The sequence below is a fragment of the Streptomyces sp. NPDC052910 genome (assembly GCF_055585605.1).
The window spans coordinates 547087-564913 of sequence record NZ_JBVJJR010000003.1 but is presented as its reverse complement, the minus strand read 5'-3'; the positions used below and the strand labels follow the sequence as shown (position 1 = coordinate 564913).

12 protein-coding genes and 1 other RNA gene are annotated in these 17827 nt (G+C 72.8%); 6 read left to right on the top strand and 7 right to left on the bottom strand.

Annotated elements, in window-relative coordinates; all coding sequences use genetic code 11:
• Positions 1-11 precede the first annotated feature (11 nt).
• From ACZ6X9_RS13515 to ACZ6X9_RS13490, 6 genes are all read right to left on the bottom strand, one after another.
• A complete protein-coding gene (locus ACZ6X9_RS13515; protein ID WP_469778144.1) occupies positions 12-302 on the bottom strand; it encodes a hypothetical protein in 291 nt (96 codons plus the stop codon).
• Between the two features lie 63 nt (positions 303-365).
• Positions 366-1199, bottom strand: coding sequence for a helix-turn-helix domain-containing protein (locus tag ACZ6X9_RS13510; protein ID WP_469778143.1), 834 nt, complete (start codon positions 1197-1199; stop codon positions 366-368).
• Positions 1183-1710, bottom strand: a complete 528-nt coding sequence (locus tag ACZ6X9_RS13505; protein WP_469778142.1) for a DUF6879 family protein — start codon at positions 1708-1710, stop codon at positions 1183-1185. Before ACZ6X9_RS13505 ends, ACZ6X9_RS13510 begins: the two co-directional genes overlap by 17 nt.
• Positions 1694-1900 carry a hypothetical protein gene (locus tag ACZ6X9_RS13500; RefSeq protein WP_469778141.1) on the bottom strand — a complete coding sequence of 69 codons (207 nt, stop codon included), beginning with the start codon at positions 1898-1900 and terminating at the stop codon, positions 1694-1696. Before ACZ6X9_RS13500 ends, ACZ6X9_RS13505 begins: the two co-directional genes overlap by 17 nt.
• A 490-nt stretch (positions 1901-2390) precedes the next feature.
• An RNA gene (rnpB, locus tag ACZ6X9_RS13495) (RNase P RNA component class A) lies at positions 2391-2795 on the bottom strand.
• Positions 2796-2933: 138 nt separating this feature from the next.
• Positions 2934-4400 carry an RNB domain-containing ribonuclease gene (locus ACZ6X9_RS13490; RefSeq protein WP_469778140.1) on the bottom strand — a complete coding sequence of 489 codons (1467 nt, stop codon included), beginning with the start codon at positions 4398-4400 and terminating at the stop codon, positions 2934-2936.
• Between the two features lie 236 nt (positions 4401-4636).
• Between ACZ6X9_RS13490 and yaaA the strand changes: the two genes are divergently transcribed.
• The 5 genes from yaaA to ACZ6X9_RS13465 all read left to right on the top strand — a co-directional run bounded on the left by yaaA (position 4637) and on the right by ACZ6X9_RS13465 (position 15364).
• Positions 4637-5434, top strand: a complete 798-nt coding sequence (gene yaaA, locus ACZ6X9_RS13485) for a peroxide stress protein YaaA (protein ID WP_469778139.1) — start codon at positions 4637-4639, stop codon at positions 5432-5434.
• A 150-nt stretch (positions 5435-5584) separates the two neighbouring features.
• On the top strand, positions 5585-5908 hold the full coding sequence (locus ACZ6X9_RS13480) for a hypothetical protein (protein WP_469778138.1): 324 nt from the start codon (positions 5585-5587) through the stop codon (positions 5906-5908).
• Positions 5909-6185: 277 nt separating this feature from the next.
• Positions 6186-10271 carry a hypothetical protein gene (locus ACZ6X9_RS13475; protein ID WP_469778137.1) on the top strand — a complete coding sequence of 1362 codons (4086 nt, stop codon included), beginning with the start codon at positions 6186-6188 and terminating at the stop codon, positions 10269-10271.
• Positions 10272-10275: 4 nt separating this feature from the next.
• On the top strand, positions 10276-14691 hold the full coding sequence (locus ACZ6X9_RS13470) for a hypothetical protein (protein ID WP_469778136.1): 4416 nt from the start codon (positions 10276-10278) through the stop codon (positions 14689-14691).
• Between the two features lie 28 nt (positions 14692-14719).
• Positions 14720-15364: a hypothetical protein gene (locus ACZ6X9_RS13465; protein WP_469778135.1), complete on the top strand. Its 645-nt coding sequence runs from the start codon at positions 14720-14722 to the stop codon at positions 15362-15364.
• Here the strand turns inward: ACZ6X9_RS13465 and ACZ6X9_RS13460 are convergent.
• The gene (locus ACZ6X9_RS13460) at positions 15346-15912 is read right to left on the bottom strand and encodes a CbrC family protein (RefSeq protein ID WP_469778134.1); all 567 of its coding nucleotides are present in this window, start codon (positions 15910-15912) and stop codon (positions 15346-15348) included. The genes ACZ6X9_RS13465 and ACZ6X9_RS13460 overlap by 19 nt on opposite strands.
• A gap of 1327 nt (positions 15913-17239) precedes the next feature.
• Here ACZ6X9_RS13460 and ACZ6X9_RS13455 point away from each other — a divergent pair.
• Positions 17240-17674 (top strand): protein-tyrosine phosphatase family protein, encoded by a 435-nt coding sequence (locus ACZ6X9_RS13455; protein ID WP_469778133.1) that lies wholly within the window; start codon positions 17240-17242, stop codon positions 17672-17674.
• The last annotated feature ends 153 nt before the right edge of the window (positions 17675-17827 follow it).

Here is a 17827-nt window from a genome sequence, read left to right as displayed (position 1 = left end):
CGTACGGCCGCCTAGTCGGCGACCGGCGTGACACGCCGGTGGAACCGCTTCGCCGACTCCGCGTAGATCAGGGTGTCGATCAGCTTCCTGGCCGTGGCCATCGGCACCGTCCCCAGGTACACGGACGGCTCACCGGACAGAGAAGCACGCCCCGCGAGCTGCGGCCACGCACGCCGGTCGCCGACCCTGACGCCCATCAGGGCCAGCACTTGGGCCGGCATGAAGGCCGTGTCGTCGGCTTGCTTCTTTCCCGCCAGGAAGGCGGCGGCCTGCTGTGCTGCTGATTCGATGTCGGAGGTCATGCCGCACATCGTCGTGACGTCGGGTCGAGCGGGTCCAGTTTTATGCGGGTGTTCGCTTAAAAATCATGATCGGCAAAGGGACGCCCACTCCGTGAGTTTGTCCCTGGCCTGCTCCCCGAACGCGGCATGGGCCTCGTGTATCGCGAACTCGTCCAGGTATGCGGAGACGTCTCTGCAATCCCTGAAAATAAGGACCCCGGTCGGAGTTTCGACGGTGGCCATACTGTTGCCGTAGACGGTGAATACGCTCAACGGCCCCGGCTTCACGTCGTGCCCGATCGGGATGACCCCGATGCGGACGTTCGGAAGGTGTGACAACGACGCGAGGCGGTCGATCTGCACGGCCAGGGCGTCAGGCTGCACGATGGGCCACCTGACGGCCTGCTCGGTGAGGATGAAGGTGAAGCTCTTCGACCTGTCGTAGAGGACCGTCTGGCGTTCCAGTTTTTTCGCGATGGTCTTTCCCTGGTCTCCTGGAACGTCCGCAATGCTTGCTCTCACGTACTCCGGCGTCCCCAGGAGGCCTGTGATCATCGTAGGCAGGAAATATCGGAACTCCGTGGATGACTTCTCGAGCCCGGCCAGTTCGTTCTGTCGTTTGTCGAGCCCTCTGCGGAGCAGGGACCGGTCATCCTGCCATTCGGTGTTCGCGATCCGCGCCAGTGCCGTGACGTCCGCGACCAGGTGCGGGGGAGCGTCGAGAGCTCTCAGGATCAGCTCGACGTCGACAAGGTTCGGGGTTACCTTTCCGCTCTCGATGTTGCTGACCTTGGTTTGAGACGTGTTGCAACGCCGAGCGAGCCGAACTTGTGAAAGTCCGGCTCGCTTGCGGAGTGTCTTCAGCGTGGCGGCCAAGTCGGCCTTGGATCGCCCTAGCTGCTCAGGTTCGAAGGTCAAGACCTTTCACGTACTCCTCGAAGGGCACCGACTCCGCCAACGCGATCCGCTGGTACTCCCGGTACGGTTCCGGATCGCCCGAGTGGAGTTCCCGGCCGATCTGGGTGCCGTCGGGAGCGTAATGCATCAGCACCACGTGCGAGCGGTCGAACATCCAGAAGTCCTGGACGCCGGCCAACGGGTTCTCCCTGTCGGTCACATCCATGATGCGGATGTCCTCGCCGGCCCACACGTGGGGTTCGTAGTACATGAACTCGTACCTGAGGTACTCCGAGAGCGGACGGGTCACGATGTGCACGCGCCCTTTCGTCCTGCCCTCACGACGCACCCGTTTGAGGTCGTCGGTGTACTCGTCCGAGTAGGTGTGAGGGTCGATGCGCTCGCCCGCGAGGAACTGCCGGATCTCTTCCTCTTCCTGCGGGACCCGGTAGACCGGCAAGGTCTCCAACCGCCATGCCTCGCTTCGGAAGTCGAGGAACATGGCGTCCCACTCCTCACCATCCAAGAGCACGGACGGCCTCCTTCAGCACGCTCGCGGGGATCTCCACGAGCCCTTCGCCCCGGGGAGGTGTGAAGACGTCGGACAGGTCGCCCTGGACGAGGATGGAGCCCGTGGCCGTCCGGTAGACGGTAGGGCAGTCGTTCTTGGCGTAGGTTCCGGAGCCGGTTCCCGTGAGCCGCTTCAGCCCCTCACGTGCCATGGTCCACCCCTCTCGGCAGGGTCCGCCCCTGCGCTGGGACGACGCTAGGGGGTGAGAGGCCGGGGCCGCCATGCGAGAACGCCGATATTCACGAAGTCGGGTAGTCGATCACTGGCGAGGGCGCGGGCCGAGATTCGGCGACCAGGGTTTCCGCTCCGCCGCGACCTTCGGTGGAAGGCCCGGAGGCGTCACTGAGCGGTGAGAGGTTCCGCTGGTGAGCATTTGTTTGCAGCGGAAGCTCCCGGCGGCCTGGAGTGTTCGGTGCAGCGGAGGCGGGGCAAGTGGGCGAGCCGGCTCGCAGCCGGGAAGACCCACCGCATCACTGTCACGCACGAACATCCGAAACGGCAACCAGTACGGCTGCTTTCACGGCTGCGTACGTAGCCACGCGGTCTCATTCGAACCGGTACGGATCAGGGCTTGCCCAAGCGCTCTGACGCGTAAGAAAGGCCCTTGACCAGCGGTTTCGCTGATCAGGGGCCCTGAGAGGCGGACGAGTCGGCCATGTACGCCGGGTTCTGTCTCCTCGGGTCCTTGCGGGCCCGGGGGAGGCGGCCATCCATCTAGGCCTGCCGTTGCCGACAGGCTCGTGCGGTCTACCCGCGGACTCGGGCGGGCAGCCCTCGATCGTCCGCGCAGGGTCGCCGGTGAAGGCGGCCCCTCTTGACCTTGCTCCGGGTGGGGTTTACCTAGCCGCCTGGGTCACCCCAGGCGCTGGTGGTCTCTTACACCACCGTTTCACCCTTACCGGGAATCCGAAGATCCCCGGCGGTCTGTTTTCTGTGGCACTGTCCCGCGGGTCACCCCGGGTGGGCGTTACCCACCACCCTGCCGTGTGGAGCCCGGACGTTCCTCGGGGGATCCGAAGATCCCACGCGGCCGCCCGGCCGGCTCGTCCGCCGTGTGGACCATGGTACCGGGCGGGCGGGGGAGAGGCGGACGGGGGAGCGGGTGGCGAGGGGAGGGGGCGCGTCGGCGGGGGCTCGCGCCGGGCCCCCGCCGGGAATCCCCAGCCGGGCCTCGCCCCGAAGCCTCACGCCGGGGCGAACCAGACCTTGTCGCGGCCCGGGTTCGCCTCGATCAGGCGGACGCGGGTGCGGTGGCCGAGCCGGAGCGGCGGGCCGTCGGGGTCGCCTTCGACGTGGCCGACGACGGCGGGTTCGTAGAGGTGGACGGTGCCCGCGGTCGGGCGGGTGTCGATCACGTCGACCACGTACGCGTCGAAGACCTCGCCGATGCGGTCGCGCAGCAGCGCCGCCTCCACCAGGTCGACGCACTCGCGCTCCGCCTCGGCGGCCCGGTGGGAGCCGGCGGCCATCTCGGCGGGGAGGGCGTCGAGGGCGGTCCGTACCCACTCGGGGGCGGGGGCGCCGGCCACCGCCGCCAGGCAGAGCTCCAGGGCGTAGCGGTCGACGAGGCGGCGCAGCGGGGCCGTGCAGTGCGCGTAGGGGGCGGCGACGGCCGCGTGGACGGGGTCGGCGGGCGGGGGCCGGTCGGCGGGGCGTTCGCGGTCGAAGACCGTGTAACCGGCGCCGCGCAGCAGGGCCGTGCACTCCTGGAGGAACGCGGCGTGCTGCGGGTGCGCCGGGTCCAGGGCGCGCAGGAGGACGGCGTACGGCATGTCGTCCGGCCAGTTCACGCCGAGGGCGCGGGCCGCCCGGCGCAGGGCCGCGACCGCCGGTTCGGGCGCGGCCGGCAGGGTGCGGAGGACGCCGGTGCCCGCCGTCAGCATCAGCTCGGCGGCGACCATGCCGGTGAGGAGGGAGAGCTGTGCGTTCCAGCCCTCCACGGGCGGTGGCGTCCGGTACTCGAGCACGTACCGGTCGTCCTGCCGGACGATCTCCTGCTCGGGGACGTTCAGTGAGATGCCGCCGCGCTCCCGTTCCCGTTCCTGCCGGAGCATGCCCGTTTCCCGCAGCAGGGTCAGCGGTTCGTCGGCGGTGCCGGTGTCGAGGGCCCGCTGGGCGCCCGCGTAGTCCAGGCGGGCCCGGCTGCGGACGAGGGCCCGGCGCAGGTCCGTGCGGACCACCGATCCGTCGGTGTCGAGGTCGAACTCCCACAGCAGCGCCGGCCGGTCGTGGTCCGGCAGCAGGCTCGCCGCGTCCTCGGAGAGGGCGGCGGGGTGGAGGGGGACGCGGACGTCCGGGTAGTAGACGGTCACCGCGCGGCGGTGCGTCTCCGCGTCCAGGGGGCCGCCGGGGGTGACGAAGGACGCGACGTCGGCGATGGCGTAGTGGAGGCGGTAGCCGCCCTTCGTCCGGCGGGACAGGTGCAGGGCCTGGTCCAGGTCCTTGGCGCCGGGCGGGTCGATCGTGATCAGGGGGAGCGCCGTCGCGTCGTACGCCGGGACGCGGGGCAGCCGCCGCGCGGCACGGTCCGCCTCCGCCTGGACGTCCGCTGGGAAGCCGACGGGGGCGTGCGTCCGCTCGCGCAGCTCGCGCAGCGCTCTCTGCAGCGGGGCGCGGTCCTCGTCCGTCACCCGCATCGTGCGGCGGGGCATGATCCGAGCGTAGGGGCGGGCCGGGCGGGCGGCGCGGTGAGTGTGGCGTACGGCGTCGGTGCCGTCGGCTGTGGCATAAGGCGTCGGTGGTGGTGGCGGTGGCGGCGTACGGCGTCGGCGGTGGCGTACGGCGTCGGCAGTGGCGGCGTTAGGCTCGCCGGGGGCCTGGGGCCCGCGAGCCCCGGGAGGCCGTGGGCTTGGGGCGACTGGACACATTCACGCAAGGAGAACCGATCGTGCTCGTGCTGCTGCCGCCGTCCGAGGGCAAGGCCACCGGTGGGACCGGGGAGCCGGTGGACACGGGCGCGCTGTCCCTTCCCGGGCTCTCCGCCGCGCGGGAGGCCGTGCTCGGCGAGCTCGTGGAGCTGTGCTCGGGGGACGAGGAGAAGGCCGCCGAGGTCCTCGGGCTGAGCCCCGGCCTGCGCGGGGAGATCGCCAAGAACGCCGGCCTGCGGACGGCCGGCACCCGGCCCGCCGCCGAGATCTACACCGGCGTCCTCTACGACGCACTGGGTCTGACCACGCTTCCCGCCGCCGCCCGGCGCGCCGCCGAGCGGTCGCTGCTGGTCTTCTCCGGGCTGTGGGGCGCGGTGGGTGTCGAGGACGCCATCCCGTCCTACCGGTGTTCGATGGGCGTGAAGCTGCCGGGGCTGGGCGCACTCGGCGCGTTCTGGCGCGGGCCGCTGGCGGAGGCGCTGCCCGCCGCCGCGGGGGAGGGCCTCGTCCTGGACCTGCGCTCGGCCGCCTACGCGACGGCCTGGAAGCCGAAGGGGGACGTGGCGGAGCGCACGGTGACGGTACGGGTGCTGCAGTCGCGGGTCGTTGGCGGGGTCGAGAAGCGGTCCGTGGTCAGCCACTTCAACAAGGCGACCAAGGGGCGGATGGTCCGCGACCTGCTCGTGGACGGGGCCGTGCCCGCGGGGCCCGGGGAGCTGGTCGTGGCGTTGCGGGACCTGGGGTACGTGGTGGAGGGCGGCGCTCCGGAGAAGGCGGGGCGGCCGTGGGCGGTGGACGTGGTGGTGACCGAGCTCTGAGAGCCGTCCGGAGGCCTGAGAGGCGGGCCGGTCGGTGGTCGCCCGACGGGTCCCGCTGTCCGGGGCGTCGGCCGATGGAGATGCGTGGGGTGACCGGGGCCGTCGTCCGAGCGGCGGCCCCGGCCCGGCCGGCTACAGGAACCTCACGCTGTGAAGTCGTCGAGCAGGGCCGTCTTCGTACCGCCCTTCGGGACGTCCGCGAAACCGCCTTCGCCGCAGACGGTGCTGAGGTACGCCCGGGCGGTCCTGTTCGTCCTGTCGACCATCCAGTTGGTGCCGGACTCGAAGAAGAGGCGGACGTTGTTCGCCGGGTCCGCGAAGGTGCGGGTGAACCCCGTGGCGCGGCTCCGGGGGATGAACTCGTTGGAGGCGGCCGGTGCGGTGGTGGCCAGGCCGGTGGTCAGGGCCGGGGCCGCCGCGAGGACCAGGGCCGGTCGCGCCGCCCGGCGCCGTGAGGACGTGGACGCGCCGTGAGGACGCGGACACCGCGCACCCCTTCGTGAGCGGAGGGCCGCCGGTCTCCCGGACCGGTGGCACGGGCACCGCGTGGACGCCGCCCGTCCGCCCTTCGCAAGACGCCGCCCGGTGCGCCCTTCGAAAGGAGAATTCGCACCCCTCCGTCCGGAAGGGAAGAGCCCTGCCCGGGTATCACCTGTTCGGAGTATCACGTTCCGCCATCACCCGTTCGGGCCATACACCTGTCGCTCCCACGGGAGTATCCAGGGGGTTGGGCAGCGCGATAGGGGGCGGCATGAGCACTCCGGCACCGATCCGGGTACTGCGCGGAACCGACCTGCTGGATCTGAGCTTCGCGTTCGTCGGGCTGAAGTTCGACGACCGGCCGGGGAACCGGCGGCTGATCCGCGCCGATCCACAGCAGGACGGGCTGCTCGTCGTCACGCTCGGACCGCAGCACGTCACGGAGCACGCGCTGCTGGAGGAGGGAACCGATCCGGATCCGCGGGACGCGCCCGTCGACTCGCTCGTCAGCGGGCGGAGCGTCCTCGTCTTCGAGGTCGGGGCGCAGGACACGGTCGGGTACTCCGAGGCGGGGCTGCTGGCGGCCATGCGCGTGCTGCCGCTGCGCGTCGTCGACGCCGCCCGGGAGGCCGACCCGGCGGTGGTCACACTGCGGCCGCCGCCCGGCGCGGAGGTGGTCGGGGCGGGCGGGGCGAGCGGGGCGGTTGGGGTGGGACCGGAGGGGGCGGACGCCGCGGGGGTGCGCGGGGGAGCGGAGGCGGACGGTGACGCCACGGACCGGGCCCTCGCCCTCGTACGGCTGCTGCGCACCACCGCCCAGCTCACCGCCCGGTACGGCGTGGACGCCACACTCGCCGCGGCCGCCGTCCCCGGCGCACCGCTCGTCCCCCGTACCCCCGAGAACCCGCTCGCCGACCCCGCCCATCCCCGTACCGGCATCGAACTGCCGTACAGGCTCCTGCTGTCGCCCCCGCGGCAGGCCCGCTGGATCCACCGGGACGAGGTGGACGAACCCGGGCCGGGTGAGCGGGTGGAGCTGTGGCACACCCGGCTGTCCGGGGGGACGGTCCGCGCGGTGTGGAACCGCGACCGCGACCCGGGGACGCCCGCCCCCGAGGTGACGCGGCTGCCGCTGACCCCGCGCGACCGCACCCGCCTCGTCGATCTGACCGCGCACGACGGGCTGTCGACGGCGGAGGGCAAGCCGTTCACGCCGCTGCCGGTGAGAGCCCGCACGCTGATGCTGTCGGCGCTCGGCGGCTGGCTGGAGAGCGTCGGGCAGTGGCCCGAGCGGCCCGCGGGCATCGACCTGTCGGACTGGCGGCAGCACACCACCCTCGGGCGGGACCACTATGTGCGGGTGATGTACGAGGGGTACCTGTGTCCGTTCGGGCACCGCGCGGCCGTCGTGAAGGTCACCGAACGGAAGTTCAAGGACCCGCGGACCGCCTTCCTCTTCCAGCGCTTCCACGTGCTCGTCCGGCAGCCCCTGCGCACCTACGACCCGGGGCGGCCGCTGCCCGCCAAGGACGGTGACCCGGCCGCCGACCTCACCAACCTCCTCTTCCCGTTCACCAGCGTCCGGCTGGACACCCTCGTCACCCCGAACCTCGTCCACCTTCCCGATCCGCCCGACTCCACCTGGTTCTTCCCTGCGACGGCCACCGAGGACCCGTTCCTCTTCAAGGCCACGGCGGTGGACCACCAGGGACGGATCATCGAGTTCCGCACCCCGCTGCTCTTCGTCCCCGAGCACCTGAGCCGGGGCGAACAACTCGCCGCCGTGCTCGCCGAGTACAACCGCCCGTCCCTGCCCCCGGCGCCGGCGCCCGACGGCTCCAGGGCCGCCGTCACCGTCGACCCGCCCACGTTCACCAGCGCCGCGCTGCTCGGCCAGTCCGTGGCCCTGGCGCCGCCCGTCAAACCGGACGACACCAGCGTCGACGTGGCCCACCTCGTCTGGGCCGCCGCCGCGCCGCCCGCCCTCGCCGTCCCGGACCCGGCCCATCCGGCGCCCGGCGAGGCGCACTTCATCCCGCAACTGAGCTGGGCCACCGCCGCCGTCCCCGCCGTCGGCGCACTGACCGGCGGCGGAACCGCCGCCGTGCCCGTGATGTACGCGCGGCGATACGCCCTTTCCGGCTTCGCGGCGGCGACCCAAGGGGCTAGGAAGGGCAACCCGGGCGAGGTCTTCCTCAGCCTGCTGCACACCGGGGCCCCCTCGCTCGCCATGGACTTCGACAGCCGGCGCGACCGCTCCGGCGCGCTCGTCGCGCCCAGCTTCGACGTGGCGGGACTGTCTCGCGCCACCGGTCCGGTTGCCGGCACCGGACCCGTCGCCACGGCCGTGGACCGCATCGCCGGCGGGGAGTTCGACCCCGCCGACTTCTTCGGCACCCTCGGCGTCAACTTCCTCGGCGTCCTCTCGCTCGCCGACGTCATCCGGCACATCCTGCCCGGCGACCCGCTGCCGGCCCTGCACGTGCCCAACTTCATCACCCAGACCGTCAGTTCGGTCACCGGGTTCCTCACCGACCTGCGCCGCGTCCGTGACCTGGCCGACAACGCCGCGCCCGGCCTGCCGCCCGCCGCACGGCAGGTGGCCGACACCGCCCGGCGGCTCGCCGAACTCGTCGCCGCCTACCTCGCCGAACACCTCTCCCATCCCTCCCTTCCCACCGCCGCGCCGCTGACGACCGTTTCGCCCGCAGCCGGCCCGCCGGCGGACACCGGCCCGCCCACGGCAGCCGCGCCTCCCGGCGGCCCGCCGACGTCGAGCGCCGCGCCTCCCGCCGGCCCGCCGAGCGTCACGCCCCCCGGCGGCCCGCCGCCGTCGAGCGCCGCGCCTCCCGTTGGCCCGCCGAGCGTCACGCCCCCCGGCGGCCCGCCGTCGCCGAGCGTCACGCCTCCCGCCGGCCCCCCGCCGCCGAGCGTCACACCCCCGGGCGGCCCGCCGCCACCGCGCTCCGCGTCTTCCGCCGCCCCGCCGACGCCGAGCGCCACTCCGCCCACCGGCCCGCCGCCACCGCGCGTCGCGCCCGCCGCCAGCCCGCCCGTCACCCTCCAGCAGATCGACGACGCTTTCGCCGCCTTCTCCACTGCTCTCACCAGCCTCCTCACCGCCCTCCCCGCCACCGCCGACCCCGGCCTCCGCACCCTGCTCACCCGGGTCCGGGAGCAGGTCGACACCTGGACCACCGCCGCCGGGCAACTGCCGTCCCTTCGGGACGCGTTGCAGCAGGCCGCCCGTGGCCTGAAGCTGCCCGAGACGGTCAGCACCCGCATCGAGTGGAGCCCGCAGATCAAACCGTGGCCCGACACCGGCGACCCGGTCTTCGTGCCGCACACGGAAGGCACCCGGACCGTCGGGCGGCTCTCCCTCGTCGTCGACCTCCGGGGGTCGCTGCGCCCGGACGTATCGTCCGGAGCCGACGTCACCTGCTCACTCGAGAAGTTCGACCTCGTCCTCATTCCCTCCTTCCAGGCCATGCGGCTGACCTTCGACCGCGTCCGCTTCCGGATGCGCGCGGGCGAGAAGCCGGACATCGACGTCGGCTTCCGGAAGGTCGAGTTCATCGGCCCGCTGTCCTTCGTCGAGACGCTGCGGCAGCTCATCCCCATCGACGGCTTCAGCGACCCGCCCGGCATCCAGGTCACCTCGTCCGGCATCACCGCCCGCTACGGCATCCCCCTCCCCAATCTCGCCGTCGGCGTCTTCAGCCTGGAGAACATCCGCCTGGACGCCTATCTGGACCTCCCGTTCATCGGCCGGCCGCTGGAGATCGGCTTCTCCTTCTGCAGCCGCCAGGCACCCTTCCGGCTCACCGTGTCCCTGCTCGGCGGCGGCGGTTTCTTCGGCATCGTCATCACGCCCAAGCACGTCGCCGTCCTGGAGGCCGCCCTGGAGTTCGGGGCCGCCGTCTCCATGAACCTCGGCGTGGCGAGCGGGAGCCTGTCCGTGATGGCCGGCATCTACTTCCGGCTCGAACTCGCCACCTCCGAATGCCGGATCACCGGCTACTTCCGCGCCCGCGGCGAGGTCGACGTCCTCGGCATCGTCTCCGCCTCCATCGAACTCCTCCTGGAACTCACCTACGACAGCGGCAGCGGAACCGTCTACGGCCGGGCCCGGATCTCGATCAGCGTCCACATCGGGTTCTGGTCCCAGTCCGTCACCATCGAGTGCGAGAAGCGGTTCCTGGGCGCCGGGCACCCCCCGAGCCCGCTCACCGCGGCCGACGACGTCGTCCGGCCCCCCACGTTCGCCCAGATGATGGCGCCCTACCCCGACCCGGTGACCGGGCTGCCGCGCGACCCGGTCGACGAGTACTGCACCGCCTTCGCGGAAGTGAGCTGACGCCATGCCCGAGACGATCCGGTGGACCGTACTGCCCGACGGGACCGCCGCCGGCGGGCGGCTCCACCTCACCGTCCTGGTCAGCCCCCGGCTGACCGGGGGGAGCACGCTCGACGCCTTCGACGGCTTCCGCGACTGGCCCGCCACCCTCGGCCGGTACACGACCGCCCTGCGCATCGAGTTCCGCGCGCCCGACGCCACCGGGCCCGGGACCGCCGTGCCCGTCGAAGCGCGGCAGGACCGCTACCCGCCCCCCGACAGCGGACTGTGGAAGGCCCTCTTCCCGCCCACCTCCCCCGTACGGCCGCCGGCCGGCGCCTTCGCCGCCGCCGCGGCCGTACCGCCCACCCTGCGCTCCTATCCCGGCCGGGCCGTCCACGACCGGATCGGCACCCTCTACGAGGCCGTCGCCACGGCCACCGCCCTCCGCCGGGCCTTCCCGTCCGGCGAAGGCGCCACCGCCGCGCCGCCCGGCACCTGGGACTACCCCCACACCGGCGACCTCCGCGCCCCGCTCCCCCCGCCGCTGCTCGAACTGGCCCGCGGCGTCACCGCCTCCTACCCCGCCCTGGACCGGCTGATCGAACAGGGTGCGGGCGGGACACCCTCCGCCGCGGCCAACCCGTTCCGGCCCCGGTACATGGACCGGACCAGCGACGCCTACCAGGGCAACGCCGCCGCCCACAACCTCGCGGAGGCCTACCGCTTCTACGACCGGCCCCAGGTGCCCGCGCCGCCCCCGCCCGCGGCGCCCGACGTGGACTTCCACACCGCCTGCGCCCTGCTCGCCGACTACCCCGAACTGCTGCGCCGCTTCGGCCTCGCCGTCGATCTGGTCGTCACCCCGCCGCCGGCGCTCGCCGACCGCTGGCACGCGCGCGTCCTGTTCACCGCGGACCAGGAACGGCTCAACGAGGACGAGGGACTGCGGCCCTGGACGGCCCTGCGCTACGTCGTCGGCAGCCGCTTCGAGCCGTACGCGCCGGACGACGGCCCCTACGGGCGGCGGATGCTGCGGCTGGGCGGCGACGGGATCCTGGTCACCGACCTCGACCTGGACGGCGCCGCGATGAAATTCGTGGAGTTCTCCCGGATCGTGGACCAGACGCTGGCCGCCCGGACCGACCCCAAGGCGTCCGCCGCCCCCGACGGCACCGCCCCGCCCGCCCTGCACGGCGCCGGCCTCACCGTTCTCCGGGAGGGCCGGGACGTGGAACTCGCCGACCGGATGGAGGCCGACGCCCGGCACACCGCCGGTGTCGGCCCGGCGGACCAGACGCCCGCCGTCGCCGTCCTCGACGCCGCCGACCTCGTCCGGGGGTACCGCGTCGACGTGGGCGTGGTCGAGGAGCCGGGGGAGGCGGTGGAGGCGGGGATGGCAGGGGCTGGCGGAGCCAATGGAACTGATGGAGTCGATGGGGCTGACGAAGTCGATGAGGCCGGCAGATCCGATGGGGCTAACGGGGCCGGTGGGGCTGACGGAGAGACCGTCGCGCCCGTCACCGTCTGGCGTCCGCTGTGCGCGCGGACCGGCCGTTACGCGATCCGCCGCCCGGGGCAGCCCGCCCTGCCGCTGGCCGTCGCCCCCGACGAGGGCCACGTCAAGGCCACCGCCGTCACCCACGACAAACGGGACGGCAACCAGCTCTACGTCCACCAGGCCCTCTTCGGCTGGCACGGCTGGAGCCTGGCCGCCCCGCCGCCGGGCCGGACCCTCGGGCCGGACGACCGGCCTCGGGTGCCCGCGCCCGAGGTGTCGCCGGTCTTCCCGCTGGACACTGCCTTCCGCCCGGTCAGAGGGTCGCTCCCGGCCCTGCGCTTCGGGCGGACGTACCGGCTGCGCGCCCGGCTCTGCGACCTTGCCGGCAACGGCCCCGGCCTCGGCGCCGACACCCCGGAGGGCAGCGCCTCGGCCCCCGTCACCTACCGGCGCTGGGAGCCCGTGCCGCCACCCGTGCTCGTGCCCCGGTGGCCCTTCCTGGAAGGCGAGTCGGAACCGCGGCTGGTCATCCGCAGCACCGTGCACGACGACGGGACACCGGTACCGCCCGACGTCTGGGCCGCCCTGCGCAACGGGCAGGTCCCCGACCACCGGGCGGTCTCGTCCGTCGACGGACTCGACCGCCGTTACCGGGCCTGGGACGAACGGCACGTCAGCCCGCCCAAGACCCCGCTCCAGGCAGCGGAACAGCACGGTGTGTACGACACCGTCTTCGGCCCCGACAAGGCGGACCTGGTCCGCCGCCGCTACTTCGCCGCCGCCTCCCGCGAGGCCGGCAGCTACCTGGACACCGTCGTCAGCCTCCCCGAGAACCCCGACGTCACCACCGACCTCGGACTCCTCGGGCAGATCAAGGTCGCCAAGCACGACGTCCACGACCCCGAACCGCCCACCGAACTCCCCGTCCCCCGGGGGCAGGGCCTCCGGCCCGGCGAGTACGTCGTCCACCGGGGCACGCAGCTCCTGCTGCCCTACCTGCCGGACGTCCTGGCCCGCGGCGTCTCCCTGCGCGGCCTGCCGGGAGCACCGCCCAACGCCACCTACGACTTCCCCGGACCCTGGCCCCAGGCCCGGCCGCTGCGGCTGAAGATCGTCGAAGGGGAGGGGCCGCCCGTCTGGAGCGGTCTCCTGGAACGCGAACTGACCGTCCGGCTGCCCAAGGCCACCGTCGCCACCGTCCGGATGAGCTGCCACCTCGACCCCGCCGACCTCACCCTCTTCCGCGTCTGGGAGCTGCTGACCGCGTCGAAGCTGTGGAACGACCCCGACCCGGCCACCGGGCTGCCGCAGGAGAAGAAGGACGAGCTGACCGCCGCGGCCGCACACGGTGAGAACTGGATGCTCACCCCCTGGGTCGAACTCACCCTCGTCCACGCCGTCGAGAAGCCGCTCGCCGCACCGGAACTCGGCCCCCTCGACTTCCCCCGCGCGGAGGGACAGACCTTCACCCCGCTCTCCGGAAACCTCCGCAGCCACGCCCGCAGCACCGGCCGCGTCGACATCGACGCGACCTGGGAGGAGTGGACCGACGACGTCGCGCAGGACGCGCCCGAACGCACCGGGCGGCACGAACGCGTCGGCCACCTCACCCTCGAACCCTTCGAGAACGGCCGCTCGCTCTCCGGCCTCCGCCACGAGTTCCGCGACACCCTGCACCGCGCGGTCACCTACACCCCGACCGCGACCACCCGGTTCCGCGAATACTTCCACCCGGCCATCACGGAGCAGCCCGACCTGATCACCCGGACCGGCCCGCCGAGTGCCGGACCCGACGGCCACGGCTGGCACGTCCCCAGCACCCGTCGCCCCGAGCCGCCGGACGTCAGCCACCTGGTGCCGACGGTCCGCTGGGAGCAGACCGTCGACCACGAACGGCACCGGGTGACCCGCACCCGCCGGCACGCGGGCTTCCGTGTGCACCTGCGCCGCCCCTGGTTCTCCTCGGGCGACGGGGAACTCCTCGCCGTCGTCCTGGACCCCGGGCCCACCGGCACCGGCACCGGCACCGGCATCGGCATCGGCACCGGCATCGGCACCGGCACCGGCATCGGCACCGGCATCGGCACCGGCACCGAAGCCGGCACCGGCAGCACCGCGCCGCTCCCCGACGAACTCGTCAGCCGCTGCGCCACCGACCCGGTATGGGCGGACCCGACGGACCTGCCCCGGCTCACCCCGGCGAACTTCCCCGGCGCCGTTCTCACCGCCGACGGGCGCGTACTCGCCGAGCCGGTGGGCGGCGGAACCGCGAGCGTCTCCGTGGCCGCGTTCACCCCCACGTACGACCGCGAACTCCGGCTGTGGAACTGCGACATCGACGTCGACCTCGGGACGGCCGCCGGCGCCACGGCCTACTTCCCCTACCTGCGCCTCGCCCTGGCCCGCTACCAGCCCTACTCCGTCGACCCCTTGCATCTGTCCAAGGTCGTGACCGCGGACTTCCTCCAACTGCTGCCCGACCGGACGGTCACCGCCACCATGACGTCCGCCGGCGCCGTCCGGCTGGAACTGGGCGGCCCGGTCGCACCGAACGCCCTGGGCCGGCGGGTCGGCAGCGGGCAGGCCGCGATGGCCGCGAGCCGCCGGGTCCTCGCCACCGTCGAACGGCGGGCCGTGGGCAGCGGCGACCTGGACTGGGCCGGCACCGGAACCGTCCTCGAACTCACCTGCGTGCCCAAGGGATCCTCCTTCGTCTGGTCCGGTGACCTGGTACCACCGACGCCGCAGTTGCTGCCGCTCTCGGAGTACCGGCTGGTCGTGGAGGAGCACGAGGTGTACGCGACGGACGGGACCACGGCGACCGGCACGGTGACCCCGGCCGGCGGCGGCACGGCGGTGCCCGTCGGCCGCCGGCTGGTCCACGCGGACCGGTTCGGGCTGGCCGTCACGCCGCTGGGCCGGATCGTCCTCCGCGAGTGACCGCGGGCAGCCGGACGGTGGCGCGGCCGTGCCGGACCGCACACCACCGGGCCGGCACCCGGGACCGCGTCGGCCCGACTCGTCGACCGCCGCCGCACGGCACGGGCGGGGCACCGGACTTCGGGGCTCGCGCGGTCGGAGGGGACGGCGCGAGCCCTGGAGGCGAGCGACGAGCCTGCCGATCCGGCTGAGCCTGCCGAGCCTGCCGATCCGGCTGAGCCTGCCGAGCCTGCCGATCCGGCTGAGCCTGCCGATCCGGCTGAGCCTGCTGGGCCTGCCGATCCGGCTGAGCCTGCTGGGCCTGCCGATCCGGCTGAGCTTGCAGACCTGGCTGAACCTGCTGACCCGGGCGGCCCGACTGATGTGGCCGACCCGACTGATCGGGCCGAGGCAGCGGAGCCGTCTGGGGAAGTCGAGTTGCCTGAGGCAGTCGAGTCGTTTGAGGAAGTCGGGTCGGCTGAGGAAGCCGACCCGGCCGAGCAAGCCGAGCCGACGACCGGGGGCGCGCGGACGCCGCGCGACCGATCCGTTCATGGGTGGGGGAGCGGGTGCGGGAGCGGGCGTGGGCGTGAGAGCGGGCGTGGGCGTGGAAATGGGCGTGGAGGTGGAAATAAGTGTGGAGGTGGGCGTGAGCATGGACTTCGACATGGGCACCTACGTGAAGTCGGAGTAGGCCAGGTGCGTTCCGCACGCCCGGCAGCGGAAGAGGTAGGCGGTCGGCTGGCCCTCGCGGTCGAAGGAGCCCAGGTACCGCTCGATCTCGTCGGCGGACCACTGCCAGCCGACGGCCTCGCGGCGCAGCGCGTCCACCGCGTCGGGGTAGGAGGCCAACTCCGCGGAGCCGACGGGGCCGAGGAAGACGGCGGCGTCCCCGCAGTGGGAGAGCCACACCGACTCCTGCCAGGCGATGAAGCCGGGGGTGCGCCGCTCGATGACGAGCCGGACGTCCTCGGGCACGTCGCCCGCCACGACCTCGTTGAAGCCGGCGTCGTACCGCTCGGCGGCGCTGCCGTCCGCTATGCACCAGGGGCAGAGACGGCCGCGCAGATCCTCGTCGGACGGGGTGTACACCGGCCCCGCGTAGACGTAGCCGCGGGCGCGGGCGCAGCACGCGCAGGCGGTGTGCGGGTCGGGGGCGACGGAGCCGGTGGCCAGGGGGTCGGGGTGGTAGGGGAAGACGGGGAGGGCGGTGCTCACCTTGTCGTTCACGAGATCGTCCACGGGTCTTTCTCCGTACGCTGCTCGGCCGGGCGCGCGTCGGGACGCGGGGGCCGGCCGACGGGCTGCCGAGCCGTCCGTTCCCTCGTTCCTCCGCACGTCGTTCTCCATGGGAAGAGCATGGCACCCGGCACTGACAACGACCCCTCAGGTGATCGACTCCGGTCGTTGCGGCGGTCGTTGCGGCGGTCGTTCGGTGGTTGCTTGCCGGTCGGCCGGTGGTCGGCCGGCGGTCGGTCGATGGTCGGCCGGAGGGCTCGCGGAGTGAGCGGGGAAGGGCGCTCGGAGGGGTTCGTGGGAGGGCGTACGGAAGGGCGCGGGGAGCTCTGGTGATCCGTGCCGCCCGGGCAAGAGCCGGGCGGCGGATGTGATTTAGGTGACGGGCGTCAGGGGAACTGGCACTCCGCTTCTCCGTGTCCCTCGGTAACCGCCCTGGTCGGGGGCTTGATTCGAGCGGACGTTCCATCGAACACGCGAATGCTGCGGCACTGGGTGCCTGTTGTGGGGCCCAGGCGGTGGTCCGTGGTGGGTCGGGCGTGGGGTCCCACCGTCAACTCCGGACGCTAGGGTGATGCGTTACCAACCACCCCTCCGGGGAAGCGACGGCTTCGTGGGCACTCCATGGGGTCCACGAGCGCTGGATCCCGGAAGGGGGTGGCCCGATGGCCACACGTCCGGAGGGTCACCGCAGCGGCAGGTCGGACCGGCTTTACCGCCGCGTCCGCTGGATCGGTCCGCTCTACGCCGTCTTCAGGATGGTGTGGGACTGGATGTGATCCGCCTGCGTCGTGCACAGGGCCCCGGTCCCTGAGGACCGAGGCCCCGCTGCGGTGGGTGGCAGAGGGCCCCATCCCCACGGCTTCGCGGGCTCAGGGGTGGGGCTCTCGCCCTTCCGCAGTACTGGTGTCACCATGAGCGCAAGCCGATCCGCAAGATTGTGATCCACGTCACCCCTACGCTGATGCAACGGGTCCATCTTGCCCGTGATTCAAGATCGATTTCGACAAGCGGTCGAATGTCGATCGGTGTGAGGTGAAGGTGACCGGCCGTCATGGGTGCAGGTCGCATGCTTTGCGAGTATGTGAAAGTGATGCACCTCACAGTGCGTCCGCACTGCTGTCGTGACGCAAGCGACAATAAACGCACTCATGTGATGGGGAGTTCGGCTTTTTCGATCGCTTGCGAGAGTCGCTCGGTCGCGCTGGTCGCTCGGTCTCGGCGGGCGTCCGCCGGGGCGGCCCTCGGGCGGGGCGGCCCTCGGTGGGGGTGTACGTCTACCGGGGTGTGCGTCTGACCTCGGCTCGGCTTCCCCTCCGCCTACCGTGGCCCCATGAACCCCGCATGGCCCGACACCACCCCCGGCCTCCTCCGGCTCCCCACCGGGCGGTCGGTACGTGGTCGGGCGCTCCGGCGACCGCTGCCGGACGGCCCGAAGCCCGAATACGCCGTGTACCTGCTGGGCAAGGAGCCCCATCAAGTGGCCTGGGAAACGGAGTGGTTGCGGTGGCCGGACTTCCGGTTGCCCGCCGACCCCGAGCGGGCCCGGCGGCTGTTCGAGACCGCCTGGGAGCGGGCCGGGCGCGAGCGGGTGGAACTGGCCTGCGGCGGCGGGCGCGGAAGGACGGGTACGGCGCTGGCCTGCCTCGCGGTGCTCGACGGAGTCCCGGCCGGGGAGGCGGTGGCGTACGTGCGGCGGCACTACGACCCGCACGCGGTCGAGACGCCCTGGCAGAAACGGTACGTCCGCCGCTTCGGCGGAGGCTGACGAGGTCCGCCCGGAGCGCTCGCGTCCGGCGACCGGCCGGCCCTCCGATCGGGGGAAGGAGTCGTCCCCCGGTGTCTCGCCCCTTCTCCCGAGGCGGCCGGCGCCGGACGGCCGGATGCTGGAGACAGGGTCCGGGACGCCCCGGACACCCCG